Source organism: Cupriavidus sp. 8B (assembly GCF_054589115.1).
This window is the reverse complement of the sequence record NZ_BAAILO010000003.1, coordinates 19299-37655: the sequence shown is the minus strand read 5'-3', so window position 1 is coordinate 37655 and position 18357 is coordinate 19299. Positions and strand designations below refer to the sequence as shown.

18 protein-coding genes and 2 pseudogenes are annotated in these 18357 nt (G+C 61.7%); 10 read left to right on the top strand and 10 right to left on the bottom strand.

Features of this window, described 5'->3' with window-relative positions; all coding sequences use genetic code 11:
* The 5 genes from ACYP5B_RS00210 to ACYP5B_RS00190 all read left to right on the top strand — a co-directional run.
* On the top strand, positions 1 to 523 hold a 523-nt coding region (locus tag ACYP5B_RS00210; RefSeq protein WP_459568094.1), incomplete at its 5' end, for an ABC transporter ATP-binding protein.
* A gap of 13 nt (positions 524 to 536) precedes the next feature.
* Positions 537 to 1424, top strand: a complete 888-nt coding sequence (locus ACYP5B_RS00205) for a branched-chain amino acid ABC transporter permease (protein ID WP_459568093.1) — start codon at positions 537 to 539, stop codon at positions 1422 to 1424.
* A complete protein-coding gene (locus ACYP5B_RS00200; RefSeq protein ID WP_459568092.1) occupies positions 1424 to 2509 on the top strand; it encodes a branched-chain amino acid ABC transporter permease in 1086 nt (361 codons plus the stop codon). The genes ACYP5B_RS00205 and ACYP5B_RS00200 overlap by 1 nt, the downstream gene beginning before the upstream one ends.
* Before the next feature lie 96 nt (positions 2510 to 2605).
* Complete coding sequence (locus ACYP5B_RS00195) at positions 2606 to 4129, top strand: 3-hydroxyacyl-CoA dehydrogenase (protein ID WP_459568091.1); 1524 nt, start codon at positions 2606 to 2608, stop codon at positions 4127 to 4129.
* Positions 4130 to 4950: 821 nt separating this feature from the next.
* The gene (locus ACYP5B_RS00190) at positions 4951 to 5295 is read left to right on the top strand and encodes a transposase (protein WP_459568090.1); all 345 of its coding nucleotides are present in this window, start codon (positions 4951 to 4953) and stop codon (positions 5293 to 5295) included.
* Between the two features lie 238 nt (positions 5296 to 5533).
* Here the strand turns inward: ACYP5B_RS00190 and ACYP5B_RS00185 are convergent, their stop codons facing one another.
* Both ACYP5B_RS00185 and ACYP5B_RS00180 read right to left on the bottom strand, forming a co-directional pair.
* The gene (locus ACYP5B_RS00185; RefSeq protein WP_459568089.1) at positions 5534 to 5842 is read right to left on the bottom strand and encodes an H-NS histone family protein; all 309 of its coding nucleotides are present in this window, start codon (positions 5840 to 5842) and stop codon (positions 5534 to 5536) included.
* Between the two features lie 256 nt (positions 5843 to 6098).
* Entirely contained in the window at positions 6099 to 7175 is a 1077-nt protein-coding gene (locus ACYP5B_RS00180) for a DNA-binding protein (protein WP_459568088.1), read from the bottom strand.
* A 143-nt stretch (positions 7176 to 7318) separates the two neighbouring features.
* Here ACYP5B_RS00180 and ACYP5B_RS00175 point away from each other — a divergent pair, with 143 nt between their 5' ends.
* The 3 genes from ACYP5B_RS00175 (at position 7319) to ACYP5B_RS00165 (ending at position 10472) form a co-directional block, all read left to right on the top strand.
* Positions 7319 to 8536 carry a tyrosine-type recombinase/integrase gene (locus ACYP5B_RS00175; RefSeq protein ID WP_459568087.1) on the top strand — a complete coding sequence of 406 codons (1218 nt, stop codon included), beginning with the start codon at positions 7319 to 7321 and terminating at the stop codon, positions 8534 to 8536.
* Positions 8537 to 9057: 521 nt separating this feature from the next.
* Complete coding sequence (locus ACYP5B_RS00170) at positions 9058 to 9423, top strand: hypothetical protein (RefSeq protein WP_459568096.1); 366 nt, start codon at positions 9058 to 9060, stop codon at positions 9421 to 9423.
* Positions 9424 to 9824: 401 nt separating this feature from the next.
* A complete protein-coding gene (locus tag ACYP5B_RS00165) occupies positions 9825 to 10472 on the top strand; it encodes a carbonic anhydrase (protein ID WP_459568086.1) in 648 nt (215 codons plus the stop codon).
* 197 nt (positions 10473 to 10669) lie between these two features.
* Here ACYP5B_RS00165 and ACYP5B_RS00160 read toward each other — a convergent pair whose 3' ends face one another.
* Entirely contained in the window at positions 10670 to 10954 is a 285-nt protein-coding gene (locus ACYP5B_RS00160; RefSeq protein WP_459568085.1) for a hypothetical protein, read from the bottom strand.
* Between the two features lie 116 nt (positions 10955 to 11070).
* Complete coding sequence (locus ACYP5B_RS00155) at positions 11071 to 12195, bottom strand: Fic family protein (protein WP_459568084.1); 1125 nt, start codon at positions 12193 to 12195, stop codon at positions 11071 to 11073.
* Positions 12196 to 13056: 861 nt separating this feature from the next.
* Here ACYP5B_RS00155 and ACYP5B_RS00150 point away from each other — a divergent pair.
* Complete coding sequence (locus ACYP5B_RS00150) at positions 13057 to 13293, top strand: hypothetical protein (protein ID WP_459568083.1); 237 nt, start codon at positions 13057 to 13059, stop codon at positions 13291 to 13293.
* Positions 13294 to 13476: 183 nt separating this feature from the next.
* A complete protein-coding gene (locus ACYP5B_RS00145; protein ID WP_459568082.1) occupies positions 13477 to 14697 on the top strand; it encodes an ATP-binding protein in 1221 nt (406 codons plus the stop codon).
* A 304-nt stretch (positions 14698 to 15001) separates the two neighbouring features.
* On the opposite strand, the pseudogene groEL reads toward ACYP5B_RS00145, so the two are convergent.
* From groEL to ACYP5B_RS00115, 6 genes and pseudogenes are all read right to left on the bottom strand, one after another.
* Positions 15002 to 15193 (bottom strand): annotated as a pseudogene (groEL, locus tag ACYP5B_RS00140) (chaperonin GroEL); the annotation flags it as partial.
* A 39-nt stretch (positions 15194 to 15232) separates the two neighbouring features.
* Positions 15233 to 15519, bottom strand: a pseudogene (locus ACYP5B_RS00135) (co-chaperone GroES).
* Between the two features lie 260 nt (positions 15520 to 15779).
* A complete protein-coding gene (locus tag ACYP5B_RS00130; protein WP_035866346.1) occupies positions 15780 to 16163 on the bottom strand; it encodes a hypothetical protein in 384 nt (127 codons plus the stop codon).
* A gap of 271 nt (positions 16164 to 16434) precedes the next feature.
* On the bottom strand, positions 16435 to 17001 hold the full coding sequence (locus tag ACYP5B_RS00125; protein WP_459568081.1) for an Hsp20/alpha crystallin family protein: 567 nt from the start codon (positions 16999 to 17001) through the stop codon (positions 16435 to 16437).
* Between the two features lie 200 nt (positions 17002 to 17201).
* Positions 17202 to 17609, bottom strand: coding sequence for an Hsp20/alpha crystallin family protein (locus ACYP5B_RS00120; protein WP_459568080.1), 408 nt, complete (start codon positions 17607 to 17609; stop codon positions 17202 to 17204).
* Between the two features lie 14 nt (positions 17610 to 17623).
* A complete protein-coding gene (locus tag ACYP5B_RS00115; protein ID WP_459568079.1) occupies positions 17624 to 18064 on the bottom strand; it encodes an Hsp20/alpha crystallin family protein in 441 nt (146 codons plus the stop codon).
* Positions 18065 to 18357: the final 293 nt, after the last annotated feature.

Genomic DNA, 18357 nt, shown 5'->3' with positions numbered 1-18357 from the left:
CGAGACCATCGGCATGCCGACGCACAAGATCGCGCACTGCGGCATCGGCTATTGCCCGGAAGAGCGGGGCATCTTCGCCAGCCTGTCGTGCGAGGAGAACCTGCTGCTGCCGCCGCTGCTGAAAGCGAAAGGCGGCCGGGCGCAGAAGGGCATGAGCGAGGCCGAGATCTACGACATGTTCCCCAACCTGAAGGAGCGCCGCCAGAGCCAGGGCACGCGCCTGTCGGGCGGCGAGCAGCAGATGCTGGCTGTTGGCCGCATCCTGCGCACCGGAGCAAACCTGCTGCTGCTCGACGAGATCTCCGAAGGCCTGGCGCCGGTGATCGTGCAAGCGCTGGCGCGGATGATCCTGATGCTCAAAAAAAGAGGCTACACAGTAGTGATGGTGGAGCAGAACTTCCGCTTCGCCGCGCCACTTGCAGACCGGCTCTACGTCATGGAGCACGGCACCCTCGTCGAGGGCTTCGCAGCTTCCGAGCTAGAGAAGAAGATGCCCGTCCTGCATCAGTTACTCGGAGTGTGAGGCTAAAGAGAAAATGGAAACACTGTTTGGAATTCCCCTCCCGGCCATGCTTTCTCAGCTTCTGCTGGGTGTTGTGAATGGCGCGTTCTACGCGATGCTGAGTCTCGGGCTTGCTGTGATCTTCGGCCTGCTCAATGTCATCAATTTCTCGCATGGCGCATTGTTCATGCTTGGTGCGATCCTCCCATGGATGGGCATGGAGTATCTCGGCCTCAACTACTGGGTGATGCTCTGCATTTCGCCCTTGGTGGTGGGGGCGATCGGCGTGGTCATCGAGCGCACGATGCTGACGCGCATCTACAAGCTCGACCATATCTATGGATTGCTGCTGACACTTGGCATAACGCTTGTCATCGAGGGCATCCTGCGATCGGCCTACGGCGTTTCCGGCCTTCCTTACTCCGCGCCGGAATCTCTGGCTGGTGCGACCAACCTTGGCTTCATGATCCTGCCGAACTATCGGGCCTGGGTTGTCTTCTCGTCGTTGTCCGTCTGTTTCGCAACCTGGTATCTGATCGAGAAGACCAAGCTAGGCGCCTTTTTGCGAGCCGGCACTGAGAATCCAAAGATCGTCGAGGCGTTTGGCATCAATGTCCCACGCATGGTGATGCTTACCTATGGATTCGGCGTCGCACTGGCGGCATTCGCCGGTGCCTTGGCAGCGCCGGTCATGCAGGTCTCGCCGATGATGGGGCAGAACCTGATCATCATCGTCTTCGCCGTGGTTGTCATTGGCGGGATGGGATCGATCATGGGTTCGATCATTACCGGCCTTGGGCTCGGTGTCATCGAGGGATTGACCAAAGTCTTCTACCCCGAAGCCTCATCGACTGTTGTCTTTGTGGTCATGGTGCTCGTCTTGGTGCTGCGCCCGGCAGGGCTGTTTGGCAAGGAGAAATAATGTTCCACGATACGACTCTCACGGGCTCGAAGACGCAGCCCAATAGAATCAAAGTAATCCGACTCACAACTTCGCGCGCGTTGTATGCCCTGGTCTTGGCGAGCCTGATTCTAGCCCCGCTGGCCGGCGCATACCCGGTGTTTGTCCTGAAGATTCTGTGTTTTGCCCTCTTTGCGGCAGCGTTCAATCTACTTATTGGGTTCACGGGTCTTCTTTCCTTTGGCCACGCCGCCTTCTTCGGTGGTGCAGGCTACGCCGCCGGCTATGCCATGAAGACCTGGGGCGTAACGCCAGAAGTGGGACTGCTCGCGGGAACAGCGACAGGCGCGGCCATTGGCTTCCTCGTCGGCTCCCTCGCCATCCGCCGCCAGGGCATCTATTTCTCGATGATTACCCTGGCGCTGGCTCAGATGTTCTTCTTTGTTTGCCTGCAGGCCCCAGCCACCGGCGGAGAGGACGGGTTGCAGGGAATCCCGCGCGGCAAGCTGCTAGGCGTGCTGCCCTTGGCCGATGACCTGACGTTTTACTATGTCGCACTGGCGATCCTCGTTGCAGCTTTCGCCTTTGTCATACGCACCGTGCAATCCCCTTTCGGTCAGATCTTAAAAGCCATCAAGGAGAACGAGCCGCGTGCCATCTCGCTTGGCTATGACGCTGATCGCGCCAAGTTGCTCGCCTTCGTGCTCTCTGCGGCGCTAACCGGCCTGGCTGGCTCCATGAAAGCGTTGGTGCTTGGCTTCGAAACGCTGACTGACGTGCATTGGTCGATGTCGGGCTCAGTGATCCTGATGACGCTCCTTGGGGGGGTGGGCACTCTGTCCGGCCCGATCGTCGGTGCGCTCATTATCGTTGTGCTTGAGAACAAGCTCGGTGATATCGGAGACGCGATCGCATCGCTGACTGGAGTGCAATGGTTCAGCTCGCTGGGCGAATCGGTCACGATGGTGATGGGTGTTATCTTCATCTTGTGCGTATTGACGTTCCGTCGGGGAATCATGGGGGAACTCGGCGCCATGGGCCTCTGGAAGGGCATGCAGCGCGGACCCTCAAAAGAGGGTATGCCGGACGAGACCAGTCATTTGTAACTACAAGGCAGTCATCAACTGGCATCCGGCGTATCCCCGAAAGCGATCAAAGCTAGCGGTCGACTACACGACTCAATTCACACGAACCAATTCTCCATGACTGCATCACAGATCGATTCCCTCGGCATCGTCGGCACAGGCGCCATGGGCCGGGGTATTGCGCAGATCGCCGCGCAGGCCGGGCTGACCGTCAGCCTGTACGACACCAACCCGCAAGCCGTGGCCGACGCCCGGCAATACCTGCAGGACACCTTCGCCAAGCTGGCCGAAAAAGGCAAGATGAGCGCCGAGGACGGCGCAGCCGCGCTGGCCCGCGTGCTGCCCTGCGCCACGCTGGACGACCTGGCCGGCTGCGACATGGTGCTCGAGGCCATCGTCGAACGGCTGGAAGTCAAGCGTGACCTAGTGGCCAAGCTCGAAGCCATCCTGCGTCCCGATGCGGTGATCGCCTCCAACACGTCGTCGCTGTCGATCACCGCGATCGCGGTCGGCGCGAAGCAGCCGGGCCGCATCGCCGGCTATCACTTCTTCAACCCGGTGCCGCTGATGAAGGTGGTCGAGGTGATCGACGGCCTGTCCGGGGACCCCGCCGTGGGAGACGCGCTGATGGCGCTGTCGCGCCGCCTGGGCCATACCCCGGTGCGCTGCAAGGACATGCCAGGCTTCATCGTCAACCATGCCGGCCGCGGCATGAACATCGAAGGCCTCAAGGTCGCGCAGGAAGGCGTGGCCGGGTTCGCCGACATCGACGCCATCATGCGCGAGCAGGCAGGCTTTCGCATGGGCCCCTTCGAGCTGATGGACCTGACGGGGCTGGACGTCTCGCACCCCGTGATGGAGTCCATCTACAACCAGTTTTACCAGGAACCGCGCTACCGCCCGTCGCCGATCACGGCGATCCGCACGGTGGGCGGCCTGATCGGCCGCAAGGCCGGCGCCGGCTTCTACCGCTACGTGGACGGCCAGAAGCAAGTGCCCGCCACCGCCGCCCTGCCCGCGGCCCGCCCGGCCAGCGTCTGGGTCAGCCACGCCGACGAGCGCGGCCACGCCATGGCCGTCAAGCTGATCAGCGCGCTGGGCATGACTACCGAAGCTGGCAACCAGCCCTCCGCCGAGGCCCTGATCGTGGTCACGCCGCTGGGCTTGGACGCCACCACCTGCGCGCTGCAGGAAGGCCTGGACCCCACCCGCGTGGTGGCCATCGACACGCTGCTGCCGTTTGAAGCCACCAAGCGCCGCACCCTGATGACCACGCCGGCCACATCCGCCGCCATGCGCGAGGCCGCGCACGGCCTGTTCGGCAGCGACGGCGTGCCCGTGACCGTGATCCGCGACTCGGCCGGCTTCGTGGCCCAGCGCATCATCAGCTGCATCGTGAACATCGCCAGCGACATCGCGCAGCAGCGCATTGCCACGCCTGTCGACATCGACCTCGCCGTCAACCTTGGCCTGGGCTATCCCAAAGGCCCGCTGGCGCTGGGCGACGCAATCGGCCCGCATCTGGTGCTGACCGTGCTGCGGAACCTGGAGCGCCTGACCGGCGACATGCGCTACCGCCCGAGCCCGTGGCTGTGGCGCCGCGCGGGCCTCGCCCTGTCGCTAGTGACGAACGACGCATAGACCTTCCGTTCGGCGGAGCGACAACCAACCAATTTTTGCACCAGCAGACCCGTTCTGGCGAGGACGGCCGCCAGTGGATGAGAGACGTCTCCAATAGCATGTGTCATCAAGGATTACCTCGTGCAATTGCGTATAAAGGGTCTCGATCAAGGTTCCCTCCATCTCCGGAATTTGCGTTTTGCCTTTCCCGTGTTGGCGTCTGTCGAAGAGGGAGTGTGTGGATTGTCCATCGCCGGCTTCACGCGAACTGTCCGCGCAACCGATTGCCGCTTGCTTGCACCCTGGAGATCGTCACGCTGTCTGTCCCAAGGCGGGCGAGAGTGTCTCTCGACAGGGTTGTCGTAGCGAGCCTTGTGGAGGAAGTGCCCAGTAGTCGCAGAGCCCGCCATAGTTCGCAACATCCAGGCTGCCGCGATGCACGGCATTGCGCCTTTCCGCGCAAGCCCCTGACAATGGAGGTTTCCTCCGCGGTATTTTTTTCACCGCATCTTGACTGGCGGCTCGCATCGGCGCCATCACTTCTGAGTGCGGCGGCGGGAGCAACGATATCTCCTGGACTCCTGCAGGAAGGAGAGAGTTTTCGTCAAATCGTAATGACCCAGAGACTCATGCGATTTCTATTCGATCTATCGACGTTGGGTACGACTCGTAACGCAGGTGAAGATTATGGATTTCCCGATCGCTGCCGCCTAGAGAACGCATTCCATGACCAATTCGGCGTTTCCATCGATTTGCTGCGAAGAGTTTTTTCCGTACCGCGCAACCAAGAAGGCCATCAATTTCAATCTCCGTTCTTCTAACCGGACCTGATTGATCTCTTGGTGTGCGTTTTCAACGCGGGCCCTCCGACCCTCCGACGTTTCGCAGGCGAACCGCAGGTTAGTGCATCACGCGTCAAGAGTGTCAATGTCCGCAAAGGCCGAGAAGCGGGCACCCGTTCTCTGCTCATGCACTTCACGCCCACATATTCGTCGTGGCTGAACCAGGTGGAGAATTGGTTCTCCCGTATCCAGCGTGACGTAATTAGTCGCGGTATCTTTACTTCCGTGAAGGACCTGGACCGAAAGCTGACGCGCTATATCCGTCAGCACAACGAGAATCCGGCACCCATCAAGTGGAAGTACAACGACCCATCTCGGCGAATTCGCCCGGTGCCATTTAATTGACGCAGTGTACTAGTAAAGGGAACAGGTAGGCGAGCGCAAAGCTACCCAGGATGTCGAGTAGGAAGATCATCGGTCCGTAACTAGCCTGCCCCACGCTGGTCGTCACCAGCGGCCAGCCGCTTGGGCGCTCAGGCCGCTGGCTGGCGTTTGGGCGTGCTACGGAGTGGTGAAGGAAGCCGCTCCGCGATGTCTACCTGAGGAATGGGCGGGATTCGTCAAAAATCCTCCACATTCCTCGCTAACCGTTTGATTTCAAATCGGAACGCCCCTTCACGACGGGCCCCGTGACACCCGTGACGGGCACGCGGAAATGTTCCATCGTCTGCCCGGCGTGGATCGCCTGCTGCAGCCAGTCCGGCATGGCGCCGCGGCCGTCCCAGCCCTGCCCGTGCGCATTGCGGTAGCGCACCGCTCCTGGCGTTGGGGTCGGCGGCGGCTCGGCAAAGCAGCCGGCGGCCTGCAGGTCGGCCAGGGTCAGTCCGTGCTGGGCCATCTGGATGCGGATCCAGGTAATCGCTTGCGCTCGCTCGATTTCGATCGACATCATTTTAGGTGCACAGATTTGAGGAAGCTGCGGAGCAGGATCCTGCGTTGTCGTCTCAAAGACCGTTAAGCCTCCACATTGTGCCGGCGGCTCGCTGGTGTAAAGCCACCCGCCCGCTTGGGGATTGGGAATCACGTGCCCACCCCCCTGCTCAAAAATGCATCAGGCCCGAGGGGCCCGCCGGGCATCTGGTCCTCGCGCGGTTTGTCCACAGGCTTATCCCATCTCGCGGTGGACAAATCCTCGCCCCCTCCCCTCCTCAGGCCGGCCCCGGCTTGAATTTGAACTTGGTTTTGGTCGCTGGCACCTGACGCCTGGGGTTCGCCATGCGGCGCGCCGCGGTGGTCTCGGCTTGCGCGCGCTCGGCCCGCCGCAGCGCCACTGCCAGTTCGGCCCGCAGCTCGTCTTGGGCCGCCTGCCCTCGCCCGAGCGCCTGCTCTGTCTCCGCCAGTTGCCGACTGAGCGTATCGCGCTCGGCCTGCAGTCGCGCCCGCGCCTCGGCGGCGGCGACGGCGGCGTCTTGCGCCCGTGCCTGCACGGCCGCCAGCTCAACACGCAGGTCCGCGAGCGCCTGCTCGCCCTTCTGGCGCAACGTGCGCTCCTGGTCGATCTCGCGCAGCGCGCGGCGCTCGGTGGCCTCGGCGCGTTCCTGCGTCACCGCGACCTGCTCGCGGGTGTGTTCCAGCTCCGCCGAGAATTGGGTACGCAACTCAACCAGTTGCCGCTCGAGCGCCTCGACCTGGCGGGTTCCTGCCTCGTGACGCGCCTGCGCGGCCGCGTGGGCCTGGCGTTCGGCGTCCAGTTCTCCCTGTAGCGCCGCGCGTGCGCGCTGGGCGGCGTCGAATTCGACTTGCATTGCCGCAGTCTCCTGCTCGGCCACCACCACCGCGGCCCGTGCCAGGTCGCGCTGCGCCTCCGCCTCGCTCGCCTGCAGCCGCGCTTCGGCCCGTAAGGCGGCCAGTTCGCCGGCGGCGGCCGCGTTGGCGGCCTGCCAGATCGACTGCACGGCGTCGGCCGCGATCGCCTTGAGCGCGTCCGGCAGCCCGGGGTGGTCGATGGTCACGCGCATCTTGCCGCGCAGGTCCGCCCAGAACTGCGCCAGCACCTCAGTGGGCGTGCCCATGCTGCCCTTGCGCACCAGGCCGTAGAGCTTGTTGGCGGTGGGCGTGATGCCATACCTGAAGAACAACAGGGCGCAGACCTCGCGGTAGAGCGCGCGGGTCTCGGGGAACTGCGCACGCAGGGTGGCCACGTCGGCGGCGAGCGTGGCCTGCAGGGCGGCGTCGGGAGCGGCGTCACTGGGCATGGGCGGCGTGGATGCGGGGCTGGCGGTCATGTTTGGGCGGCGGACGAGATGATTTTAGATAAATATTACTACGTAATACGTTAATTTATTGAATAAATCGAGCAAACTTTAGACATAATTCATATTCTGTCTATAATTATGGCTAATTTGAGAACGCGCCTCACGCCTCACCCATGGAATCCAGCCAGCTGCCCCTCGCCACCCTGCCTGCCACCCCGATCGAGCGCTTGCGCCTGCCCGCCGAGTTGTCCGGCGCCGCTGGCAGCAACCGGGCCCGCGGCGGCACCCCACAGATCTCGGCCGCCGACGATCTGGCGGCAGTGACGGCCTGGCTCGCCCGCTACGCCGACACCCCCGCCACCCTGCAGACCTATCGGCGCGAGGTGGAGCGGCTGCTGCTGTGGGCCGTGATGCAGCACGGCAAGCCGCTGTCGTCGCTGACCCATGAGGATCTGCTGCTGTACGAGCGCTTCCTGGCCGATCCGCAGCCGGCCTGGCGCTGGGTGATGGCGTCGCGCAAGAAGCTGGCGCGCGACGCGCCCGCGTGGCGGCCGTTCGCCGGGCCGCTTTCCCCGGTCAGCGCGCGCCACACCCTGGTGATCCTCAATGGCCTGTTCGCCTGGCTGGTCGACGCCGGCTATCTGGCCGGCAACCCGCTCTCGCTGGCCCGCAGCCGGCGCGGCGCGCCCAAGCCGCGCATCACGCGCTACCTGAGTCACGACATGTGGCAGGCGGTCAAGGACACCATCGACGCCATGCCGGGCACGCTCGAACGTGCGACCGAGCGCGACCGCCTGCACGCGGCGCGCTGCCGCTGGCTGCTGACCGTGCTGTACCTGGGGGGCTTGCGGGCGGCGGAGGTGGCCAGCACGCGCATGGGGGCGTTTTTCTGCCGCCGTGACAGCCAGGGCCTGGAGCGTTGGTGGCTGGAGGTGACGGGCAAGGGGGACAAGACGCGGCTGGTGCCGGCCACGGACGAAATGATGGTGGAGCTGGCGCGCTATCGCGCCGCCCACAGCCTGCCGCCGATGCCTTTGCCAGGCGAGGATCGCCCCATCGTGCTGCCGGTCATCGGCAAGGAAAAACCCTTGTCGCGCGGCGCGCTGCACCTAGTGCTCAAGGAGATCTTCGCGCTGGCGGCCGAGCGCCTGCGCGCACGCGGACCGGATTGGGAAAGCCGGGCCGAGGTGCTGGCCAGCGCCTCGGCGCACTGGCTGCGCCATACGGCGGGGTCGCACATGACCGACCAGCAGGTGGACCTGCGCTTTGTCAGGGACAATTTCGGGCACGCGTCCATCTCGACCACCAGCGCGTACCTGCATACGGAAGACGATGCGCGCCATCAGGCCACGCAGGAGCGCCACCGGATTGGGTGGAAGCGCTTGGGGTAGCCGCGTCCCGCTTCCTATTGCTCGCTCTCTTTTTACGGCCGGGGGATGATGGCCTCAGAGGATAGAAGCCGATCCGAATATCATTTTTTCATCAAATGCCGCACGGTCTACTATCCCTTGGAAGCGCCTTCAGCACCGTAACGTCCAAGCCTGTGAGGTTAAGGCTGGCGATTAATTGCGTTTTCCGACCCCACCGGCGTCTGAGAAAATCGTGCTTGGTGCCGGCTCCTTGCGCCGCAGTATCGGTCCCGGAAATCAGGTGCCAGCCGTGTCTGCAGTGGCTTGTCGACGGTCAGTCCCCTGTTGGGAGACCGGCGAACTCGAGGAAGCGACTTCATAGCGGTGTCTTGACCGTCGGCCTTGAGCCAGTGGTGCGGGCCATCTGCATCAATTGATAGGTGTTAGACCACCCAGGGTATCGCTCCGGGTTCCACGCGTTTCCGCGATTCCCATCGAAAACAGCCGCGAACCCAACTCGGTTCATTTTGTTGAACGGCATAGCAGCCTGCAGAACAATCTTTATGCGCTGGATGACCTCAGAGCGCGGCTTCAATATCTTCAGGGCGCCTCGAGCCTCCCCCGCGATTCGAGGCGGCGAAGAAGAGCCGGAAAAATTGTCAATCGCGCTCAGCGTCGACGACCTGTATGTGGCCGGTGAACCCATCGTGTTGACTGGCCAGCGCTATGAACGTCATCGTACTTCAAGAGGTTTGCGCGCGAGCGTCGGATGGCCAGCGCTTCAAGGCAGGCGGCCGCGCGGAAAGCACCGGGCACGCCAACCCCAAGTACAGATCCGAACCCGGACGCATGATCTGCGAACCACAACGCCGAAACACAAGCAGAACGCATCATTGACAAGCCGCAAGGCATGGGGGATCGAAGAATGAAGACAGGATGGAAACCCACCAGGGGTGTTCCCTTTGATTCCCGTGCAGTTTACCGGGATAGCAGTCCCCAGCATCCATGCGGGTTTCCGGTCGACGGTCAGGAAAATATTCAAATAAATCAAAATCTTACTGTCTATCATTCTTCCGCCGTAGCGATTGCTTCATAGTGCACTTTCCTAACGGGAACGCAACGTACCTGTCGGTAAGTGCGCTAGGAGTCAATTTTTCGGCTGAAAAACTGGCGGACCGCCGCTTGGGCCAAATCTAGGCCCAAAACGGCCGATGGGAGCGGCGATCAAGCTATGACGTGGGCCCGTTGGAGAATGTCCCCGATTTCCAGAGCGAGTCAGGAAAACTGATGCCGCTATACTATTTACGTCAAATTTTTGGAGTGTCTCACAGTGCGTGAAATCATCGAAGGCTTCCTCCGTTTTCAACGGGAAGCGTTTCCCGAACGATCCGAACTGTTTAAGAGTCTTGCCAACGGTCAAAGACCTACCGCGCTTTTTGTGACATGCTCAGACAGCCGGGTGGTACCGGAGCTCCTAATCCAGTGTGAGCCTGGGGCACTGTTTGTTATCCGCAACGCGGGAAACATTGTGCCTTCGTATGGGCCAGAACCCGGGGGGGTCTCAGCGACAGTTGAGTATGCTGTGTCGGTTCTTGGGGTGTCCGATATCGTGATATGTGGCCACTCGGACTGCGGCGCGATGACCGCCATCGCGACTTGCGCCTGTCTAGATAACTTGCCAGCAGTCGCTCAATGGCTCCGTCATGCCGATTCGGCTAAGGTGATCAACGCCGCTCAGGAGTACCCTTCGGCTGCGGATCGTCTGGAAGCCCTCGTCCGGCAAAACGTTGTGGCTCAGCTGGCAAATATACAGACCCACCCTTCTGTCGCCTTGGCACTGGCGCAGCACCGGGTGGATTTGCACGGATGGGTCTACGATATTGGGCACGGCTCGATTGCGGCACTGGATGGGTCCACGAAGGAGTTCGTGTCCCTGGCCGAGCATCCAGAAACCATCGCTGTCAAGACGCGACTCTGACGCTTACGGTTGCTCGCTAAGGCCGTCCTACTGCGCCGTCTTCGGCAGGGAGCCGGTGAAAAAACCCAAGCAGAAGGCAAGATCAGTAAGGTCGTAATGCTGATTACCGTTCCCAGTATTAATGCAGCACCAATGCCAAGCTCACCGCCTTAGCGCGCCGAGCAGACCGGTAGGTGGTTGCCTTAGCTTCACGGAACTTACCCAGCCTGCCCGAGTGAGGTTTCTGCGCGCAGCTGCCTAGCCGAGCTGTAGCTAAGCGACCCCATCTTCTTCTGCAGCGGCGGGCAATCGTAGAAGAAGATCCGGTACAGTTCGCGCGGGCGCCCGGCCGGCGCCCCGTTGCGCCGCTGGGGCACGAGGTGAGCGCAAGCCCACTGATGAGCGCAGTCGGCAACACGAGCGGCATCGTAGGCGTGCTCCGGGTCGAGCGACCGGAATCGCTTGATGAAGTAGGCGCCGTCGATAAGGATCGCTGTCGGCATGGCTATGTCCGTACGGAGGACGATGCGCGGCATGAGGCCACGCAGGAACGCCACCGGATCGGGTGGATCCGTTAAGACGGCCCCCGCTCTTGCCGAGTCATTTCCCGGAGGCGTGCCTATTCGGATAGGTCGTTCAACTCATAACTGGTGCTGCGCCCGCCTGCATCCGATTTCCGCAATACGCCATGTGCGAGCAGATCAGTGATATCGCGCAGCGCGGTGTCTGGAGAGCATTTGGCAATCGCCGCCCACTTGGAGCTGGTGAGCTTGCCTTCGAAGCCATCGAGCAATCGGTTGAGCAGTTTCACTTGCCGCTCGTTCAGTGGCGTGGTCGCCCAGCGCTGCCAGAACCGCGTCTTGACCAGCACAGCATCAAGGGTGTCCTGCGCCTGATCGACGGCGCGATGCAGCGTATCGAGGAACCAGGCCAGCCACTCAGTGACATCCATCGACCGCTTCTGGGTCCGCTCCAGGATATCGTAGTAGGCCTGGCGCTCCCGCTGGATCTGCGCTGACAGACTGTAGAAACGCTGCGGGCTGCCATCAGCGCGCGCCAGCAGCAGGTCGCCGATCGCACGGGCTATACGGCCATTGCCGTCGTCAAACGGATGCACGGTGACGAGCCACAAATGGCCGAGGCCTGCCTTGAGCAGAGGTGGATCGTTCGATGCACCATTGACCCAGTCAAGAAATTGGCTTGTTTCAGCTTCCAGGCGAGTGGCTGGCGGCGCTTCGAAATGCACACGTTGTCGGCCGATGGGGCCGGACACCACCTGCATCGGACCGCTGGTGTCGTTACGCCAGCCACCGACCTTGATCCGGGCAAGGCCGGAGTAGCCGGTGGGAAACAGCGCGGCATGCCAGCCGAACAATCGCTCCCGGGTGACCGGTGCATGGCAATTGGCGGTCGCGTCGAGCACCATTTCAACCACGCCTTCGACGTGACGATCGACCGGGGCCAGTGCACCGATATCCACGCCCAGGCGGCGAGCGATGGACGAACGCACGGATGCGACGCTGAGCTGTTCGCCCTCAATCTCACTGGTCTTGACCACGTCCTCGGTGAGCGCCGCGAGACTCGCCTGATCGCGCAGAGCCATGCCAACATCAGCCAAGCGCCCCATCAGCAGTCCTTGGGCGCGACTAACCTCGGCCATAGGCACTGCCAGGGCCGCCAGATCGTAGTGCCAGCTTGGCCAGTCACTGGCCTGCCAGATGTACGTGTAATCTCCGCTTTCCATGCGGAGATTATGAGCTGCTTTCTCCGCAGGCGCAAGTTATTCGCCGCACCTGGTGCGGTGATAGGCCCAGATATTTACCGCAGAAAGGCAAAGCTGGCGGGGCGCCTAGCGCGGGCACGATACAAGGCACATACCCTTCACGCACATGGTCGGTCAACTGTCGCCGCTCGCTCTCCTTCAATGCATGTCGCGATCGGGATGCGCATGGAGGTTCTCCGATGGAGTCAATACGCAATGCTCCCCCCTTCCTGCCGGATTTGCCCCCCTGTCTTTGGCCACTCCCCCCATCGGCCGAAGGACGCCGCCGGGCAAGCCGGCCACGCACGAACGGCACCGGATCGGCGGGGAGCGCTCCACCGTGGAACAAGCCCATACGAAGCAGGATGCGGTGTTCCATTGGACTTAGGTGCCGGCACTCCCGACAAATATTCACGTTCGGGAAAGAATCCGTTCTCACGACGCCCGGCCAGTGATGCGGAGGCGAAATCGAGTAGCGAAACGCAAACGCTGTGCCGCTGCCTGCCATGCTTCGCAGCTTCCATCGCTTGCACCGCTCCACCAGCACGACAGTGTTGGCGCCCTTGTCATGTGCATGGTCTGCCAGCCCAAAGCCGCGTGGCTCGCGCCTCGGCGCACGCGCGGATTTCGATATCGCTCGTAGTTTGCGGGTAGCCCTCCCCCCCCACCGACCGCATCTGTTCGTTACTGTGGTCGCCAATCTCTATACTAAATATCGGGAGATGCGCGACCCGGCGCGCTATGATGCGTTTTCACTACATCGGCAGCAGACGGCCACCGTCTCGCGCCACCGCCCGTTATTCGAGCATGGTTCAATTCGACCAATAGAGAATGGAATGTGCCATGGCCAGAAAACCTGAACTTCATTCGGTATGGAGGGACCGCGCGCGGGACCGCTTCATCATCACACGAGTGGAAGATGATGGCCCTGAACCCTGGTCTGTGACGCTGGTGGCGTATGGCGACCGGTTCAAGGTAGACGGCATTCGCGTCGAACTGGACGCGAATACCTGGGCCCAACGAATCAAGACCAGAGGCTTGGTACAAATCGGCATCGAGCCCGGCAGCTTCCCCGTCTGACCATCACGATGCTTCGCGGCGTAAGCCAGATGGCTCACCCAACGTCGCGAGGCGCGAATGCCCATGACTGCTGGATCGCAAGTCTTGCTCCCGGACGTCCCTTTATGCACATTATTTCGCGCTGCCCGCCTTGTTAAGCGGTGAAAGTCCCCCTATCGCTGTAGATTGCTATCCGGAGGAATTATGATTGACACGCAAGTGAAACCGCTGCGCGCCTTTGCCGTGTTTCTCCGCCACGAGCAAGCCCGCCTGACAGCAAAATGGATGGCGATAGTTTGCGCCGATGCCGACCTCGTGGAGGCCGACAAGCTGACACATGAACAGCTTGCCGACCATCTTCCGGCCATCCTCGAAGAGATCTGCACGGCTCTCGACGAAGGGGATCTCGAACGGGTCGAGGGGGCGATAGAGCGCAACGCAAAGAAGCATGGCGAAGTGCGCTGGCAACAGGGCTATCACCTTGATGAGTTGGTACGCGAATTGGACCTGTTCCGGCAGGTGCTGACCGGTGCCGTCCTGGAGTTCGCAGGAACCCACAGCTATTTCACAAGGCACCACGAGGCGCGCACCCAACACTTTATCGATGAGGCACTCAGTTTCGTAACCTTGACGTCGATTCGCGAAGTCATCAACGAGCAGAATCGAAAGATCAACGAATACACCGGCAGGCTGGAGCAGGCCAATCATGAGCTAACCGAGAAGCAGCGGCTGGTCAGCGGTTTGTATGAATCGCGGATGCAGATCACCCGCAGCGTGGTGCACGACCTGCGCAACTTCCTCAACACGTTTTCGACCGCACTACAATTGATCGCGCTTGCCCCGTCGAAGGCGGAAGTCGGCTTGGCGCTGGCTACCCGACAGGCTGAGGACATGAAGCGACTGGTCGACGAAATGGTGGAATATTCTATTATCCTGGGAGACCGCAATCCGCTGTCCGTGGAGCAGGTCGAACTTAGGGCGCTGTTTGACGAACTCGTTGCAGCGTCGCGGCCGAGTGTCGAGGCAAAAGGGCTGCATCTGGCAGGAGTCTTTGATGCAAGCCTGACATCAGTGATGTCGAACCGCCTGAAGCTCAAACAGGTTGCGCTGAATCTGCTGTCGAACGCGACAAAATTCACGAGCTCTGGTGAGATCGAATTGACGATGGGTAGGTGCGACGGGAGCCATTGGTACCTGCGCGTTTCCGATACCGGGGTTGGCATTGCGTCTTCAGATCAGGTACGCGTATTCGACGAATTCGAACGCGCCGCAGGGAACGAAATACCCGGGGCGGGCCTTGGGCTTTCTATCGTCAAGGAACTTTGTCGCGTCCTGAATGGCGAAATCCATTTTGAGTCCCGGAAAGGGCAAGGCACGACCTTCGAAATTCGCTTCCCCTACTGCCTTTCGTACGGCGGCCGCTAACGCGCCGACAGGTTCACTTTCCGTTGGCTTGGAGCGGAGCTGGCCGAGGCCCGCGCTGTCCTGGCGACCCAGCAGGCCCGCGCGGAAAGGTCGGTCGTGCGCACTGGCGAGTTGAAAGCGGCGCTGGCCGCCGCGCACGAGCAGCACCAGGTGCCGCTGCCCGCCGCCCAAGCACCGCTGGGCCACCTCGGTGCAGACCACGGCTGCCTGCGCGAAAAGATGGGCCAGGTCCATGCCGCGCTTCAGATCCGATCGGGTTCAGGCCCACCACCACGTCCTTCGTGCCTTCCTGAACCACGAACTTGTCGCGCAGTTCAATTTCCTTGGCGACCGATACGCCATCCTTGGTGATCAGCGGGGCCCCGTAAGACCGCTCAAGAACAACAGTGCGTCCCTCGGGACCAAGCATGACCTTAACCGCGTTGGCCAGCAGGTTGACACCCGCCACGATGCGGCTGCGCGCGGACTCCTGAAATCGGATCTCCTTGGCTGCCATGATGAGACTCCTCGCGAGATTCTAGCTTTCCCTCTTTCTCTATTCGACGACGCACAGAATGTCTTCCTCGCGCATGACCAGCAGTTCCGCGCCTCCGAGCTTGACGGTGGTGCCCGCATACTTGCCGAATAGCACGCGCTCGCCGACCCCCACGCTGGGTGCGCTGACACCGCCATCGCCCCGCCGCTTGCCGCTGCCGACCGCCAGGACTTCGCCCTGATCGGCTTTTCCGCGGCGGTATCGGGAATGACGAGGCCAGCAGCAGTCTTATGTTCTGCGTCCAGCCGCTTGACGATCAAGCGATCGTGTAAAGGACGAATGTTCATGGCCTTGTTCCCCATTCAACGCAATGACGAGCTTGACTCAGCCAGCCAGACCGACGCCTGTTCATGTTTTGGAAGGGGCGGGTTGGTTTTCAAGCGCAGGGAGCGCTGGTTGAAAGGCCTTTCGAGCGTTAGTCGTGTTACGGCGAGGACGCGCTAGGCATCCCCGCCGCGCTGTTGTGATAGCACAATGCACGGCCGCATGCACACAACGAGCCGATCCTCGGCGCGTAACAGGTAGCGCCGGATGCCAGGACCGCGCTTCACTGGATTGGTGGCACGGCGCCAAGCTTTTCAGCCAGCATCCGCTCATACACGCCAAAGTGCATATCCACCTCCGTTTGACTGACCACGACGACGTCTATGTTGACCTGCTCGGGCGCTAAGCCGAACATTGTGGCCAATGCCACTTCCAGGTGGGGCGCCGCCTCCCTGTCTTTCGCGAACGTCGTGCCGACACTGATCACATAGGCCTTCTCGCCTTCTGCGGTGACCTCGACCAAGCGGGCCCCCGCGCTAAGGTTGTTCTCAATGGCCATCTTGGCCAGCTCCGCCACACTCCGCGTTCGCTCGGTAGGGAAGCCGCGCGCGCACTTGAGCTGCACCCGATGCTTGCCCAGCGTCAGCCACTCAGAATCGAACTCCATGGAAGTCTCCATCCGACAGTACATTGCCGCCAAAATAGGGGCGAGTCCGGCGATTTCAAGAACGCAACGTCGCGCCTTGGTTCGCCCGCTGCAATGAGCCCCATTGGAAGCCAGTAGCGTGCAGCCCCAAGCACCGCGCGCGCCAAAGGGGGGCTGCGCCCGCCTCTGGCGTTCCGAGTCAGCCCCCCCTTCCACGACCGCCAGGATTGCCCGGCTGCGTGCAGCAGCTTCGCGCAAATACATGCGATGCCTCAGGAATGCAGACATCAGCTCACTTCACTTCGATCGTCCTCACGGCAGACTGCGACGACCCCGTCTTGGGTAGACGTAGTGTCAACAGTCCTCTGTCGAATTTCGCATCAACGTGATCCACGTCGACACCATCCGGCAGAGGAATACTGCGCATGAATGCGCCGTACGCTCGCTCCAGGCGGTAGCAGCCGTTCTCTTCGCTCCGAATGTCCTGCTTCTTCTCACCCCGCAAGAGCAGTGCGCCATCTTCGATGGTGGCCTGCAGGTCTTCGCGGTCCATACCGGGCAGCTCAGCCGTGATCCTCAGGGCCTCGCCATCGTCGACCACATCGATCCGAGGTTGGAAGCGAGACGAACTGAAGTCGCCGAACCATCGATCCAAACCACCGAAGCCCGCGAACGGTTCGTGCAGGAACTCGCCCATCGCCCGCCAGGGATCGCTAGAAAACAGCCGCGAAACGTCAGGCCAGTCGGGCGTGCCGTGCCTCGGCGCGGGCACGTCGGACGCATCACCCATCGGTTGCTTGTCACTTGTCGTCTTCCGTAGGAACTTGAAGGGGTTCCATTTGCCCAGTTCCGTTTTCATCTTGTCCTCCTATCGACGCACACATTCGATCCGATAAAGTTCCTCGCACGCCCTGCCACGCCAGCTAGTTAGCTAGCCGGCGCGGCGAGACGTGGCGTCTGCCTATCCAATACAGTCCAGCACTTCCCTAGTGACACGGCGGGCGGCGGCGCCCGTGCGGACGCCACCGTACCGGCCCCGCGGATGCGGTCCTGGAGAGCTCACGCCACAGTGACTGCAATGCGGCGCGGACGCGCCTCGTCGCGACGCGGGATCGTCAACTTCAGCACGCCGTCCTGCAGGTTCGCCTCGATCTTCGATGCGTCGAGGTCGGGACTTAGCGAGAAAGCGCGCGCGAAGTGCGGCTGGCGAATCTCCGCGTGTTGCACCCGCAGTCCGGGGGGAGTGGGCACGACGGCTTCCGCTTCAATATGAAGGTTCCCGTCGTGGACATTCACGGCGAGCTTGTCCTTGGTCACACCCGGAAGGTCTGCCCAGAGGGTGACGCCACTGCTGTCCTCGACAATGTCGACCGCAGGGAGCAGTGTCATCGTCGGCGTCGACCTCTCCTCCTGGCTTTGGGCCACCGCGTTCTGGTCGCGCTCAACGACTTGGGTAGTATCGTTCATGGCATTCTCCTGGCTTATTCGACAGTGATCGCCCGAGGCTTTGACGATTCCCGCTTGCCAACACTGATAGACAGGCAGCCGTTGGCATAGCGCGCCTGCACCTTGTCGGGGTCGGCGCTCTGCGGCAGCTCGACGACGCGCCGGAACGTGCCGACGAAGCGCTCTTGCGCATACAGCCGAGCCTCCGGATCGTCCTCCGCGTGCGCCGCTTCGCGCTCGCCGCTAATTGTCAGCAAGCCCTTGTCGATCGACACCTCGAACTTGTCCTGCTGGATGCCCGGGGCGAACGCGACGATTTCTATGGAGTCGTCCGTGGCGCCGATATTGACGGGGGGAAATGCCCCAAAGCGGCCGGAGCGGATGCTGGATGGGAAACCGCCGAGCAAACTCGCCACCTGCCTTTGCATGCGGTCGAGTTCGCTGAAGAGGTCGGTTCCAAAGAAGAGTTCACTCATGGTCGTATCCTCCTTAGACACAGCAAGGAGGCGAAGGGGCATACGCGCTCCCATCCACCTGCCAAGCTGCTGGCAAACAAACAGAAACACGCAGCGCGCAAACGTCGCGACTGCCTGAGCAAAAATAAATTAGTCATTGGGAAGCTAAATTTCAAGGGGAGAGGCCTGCAAATTGCCCTTAAAGGATGCCGGCTCATACTACCTGGCATGCACAGGTTTGGGCGCGCTCGCGTCCATAGGACCCGCGACGGCGCTTCGTTGCGCAGCCAACCTCAAAGTGCTTTGTGAAGCAC

Coding starts and splice junctions, on each gene's coding strand:
- ACYP5B_RS00205 (WP_459568093.1), top strand. CDS start 537: ATGGAAACACTGTTTGGAATTCCCCTCCCGGCCATGCTTTCTCAGCTT.
- ACYP5B_RS00200 (WP_459568092.1), top strand. CDS start 1,424: ATGTTCCACGATACGACTCTCACGGGCTCGAAGACGCAGCCCAATAGA.
- ACYP5B_RS00195 (WP_459568091.1), top strand. CDS start 2,606: ATGACTGCATCACAGATCGATTCCCTCGGCATCGTCGGCACAGGCGCC.
- ACYP5B_RS00185 (WP_459568089.1), bottom strand. CDS start 5,842: ATGATGTCGATCGAAATCGAGCGAGCGCAAGCGATTACCTGGATCCGC.
- ACYP5B_RS00180 (WP_459568088.1), bottom strand. CDS start 7,175: ATGACCGCCAGCCCCGCATCCACGCCGCCCATGCCCAGTGACGCCGCT.
- ACYP5B_RS00175 (WP_459568087.1), top strand. CDS start 7,319: ATGGAATCCAGCCAGCTGCCCCTCGCCACCCTGCCTGCCACCCCGATC.
- ACYP5B_RS00170 (WP_459568096.1), top strand. CDS start 9,058: ATGCGCTGGATGACCTCAGAGCGCGGCTTCAATATCTTCAGGGCGCCT.
- ACYP5B_RS00160 (WP_459568085.1), bottom strand. CDS start 10,954: ATGCCGACAGCGATCCTTATCGACGGCGCCTACTTCATCAAGCGATTC.
- ACYP5B_RS00155 (WP_459568084.1), bottom strand. CDS start 12,195: ATGGAAAGCGGAGATTACACGTACATCTGGCAGGCCAGTGACTGGCCA.
- ACYP5B_RS00150 (WP_459568083.1), top strand. CDS start 13,057: ATGGCCAGAAAACCTGAACTTCATTCGGTATGGAGGGACCGCGCGCGG.
- ACYP5B_RS00145 (WP_459568082.1), top strand. CDS start 13,477: ATGATTGACACGCAAGTGAAACCGCTGCGCGCCTTTGCCGTGTTTCTC.
- ACYP5B_RS00130 (WP_035866346.1), bottom strand. CDS start 16,163: ATGGAGTTCGATTCTGAGTGGCTGACGCTGGGCAAGCATCGGGTGCAG.
- ACYP5B_RS00125 (WP_459568081.1), bottom strand. CDS start 17,001: ATGAAAACGGAACTGGGCAAATGGAACCCCTTCAAGTTCCTACGGAAG.
- ACYP5B_RS00120 (WP_459568080.1), bottom strand. CDS start 17,609: ATGAACGATACTACCCAAGTCGTTGAGCGCGACCAGAACGCGGTGGCC.
- ACYP5B_RS00115 (WP_459568079.1), bottom strand. CDS start 18,064: ATGAGTGAACTCTTCTTTGGAACCGACCTCTTCAGCGAACTCGACCGC.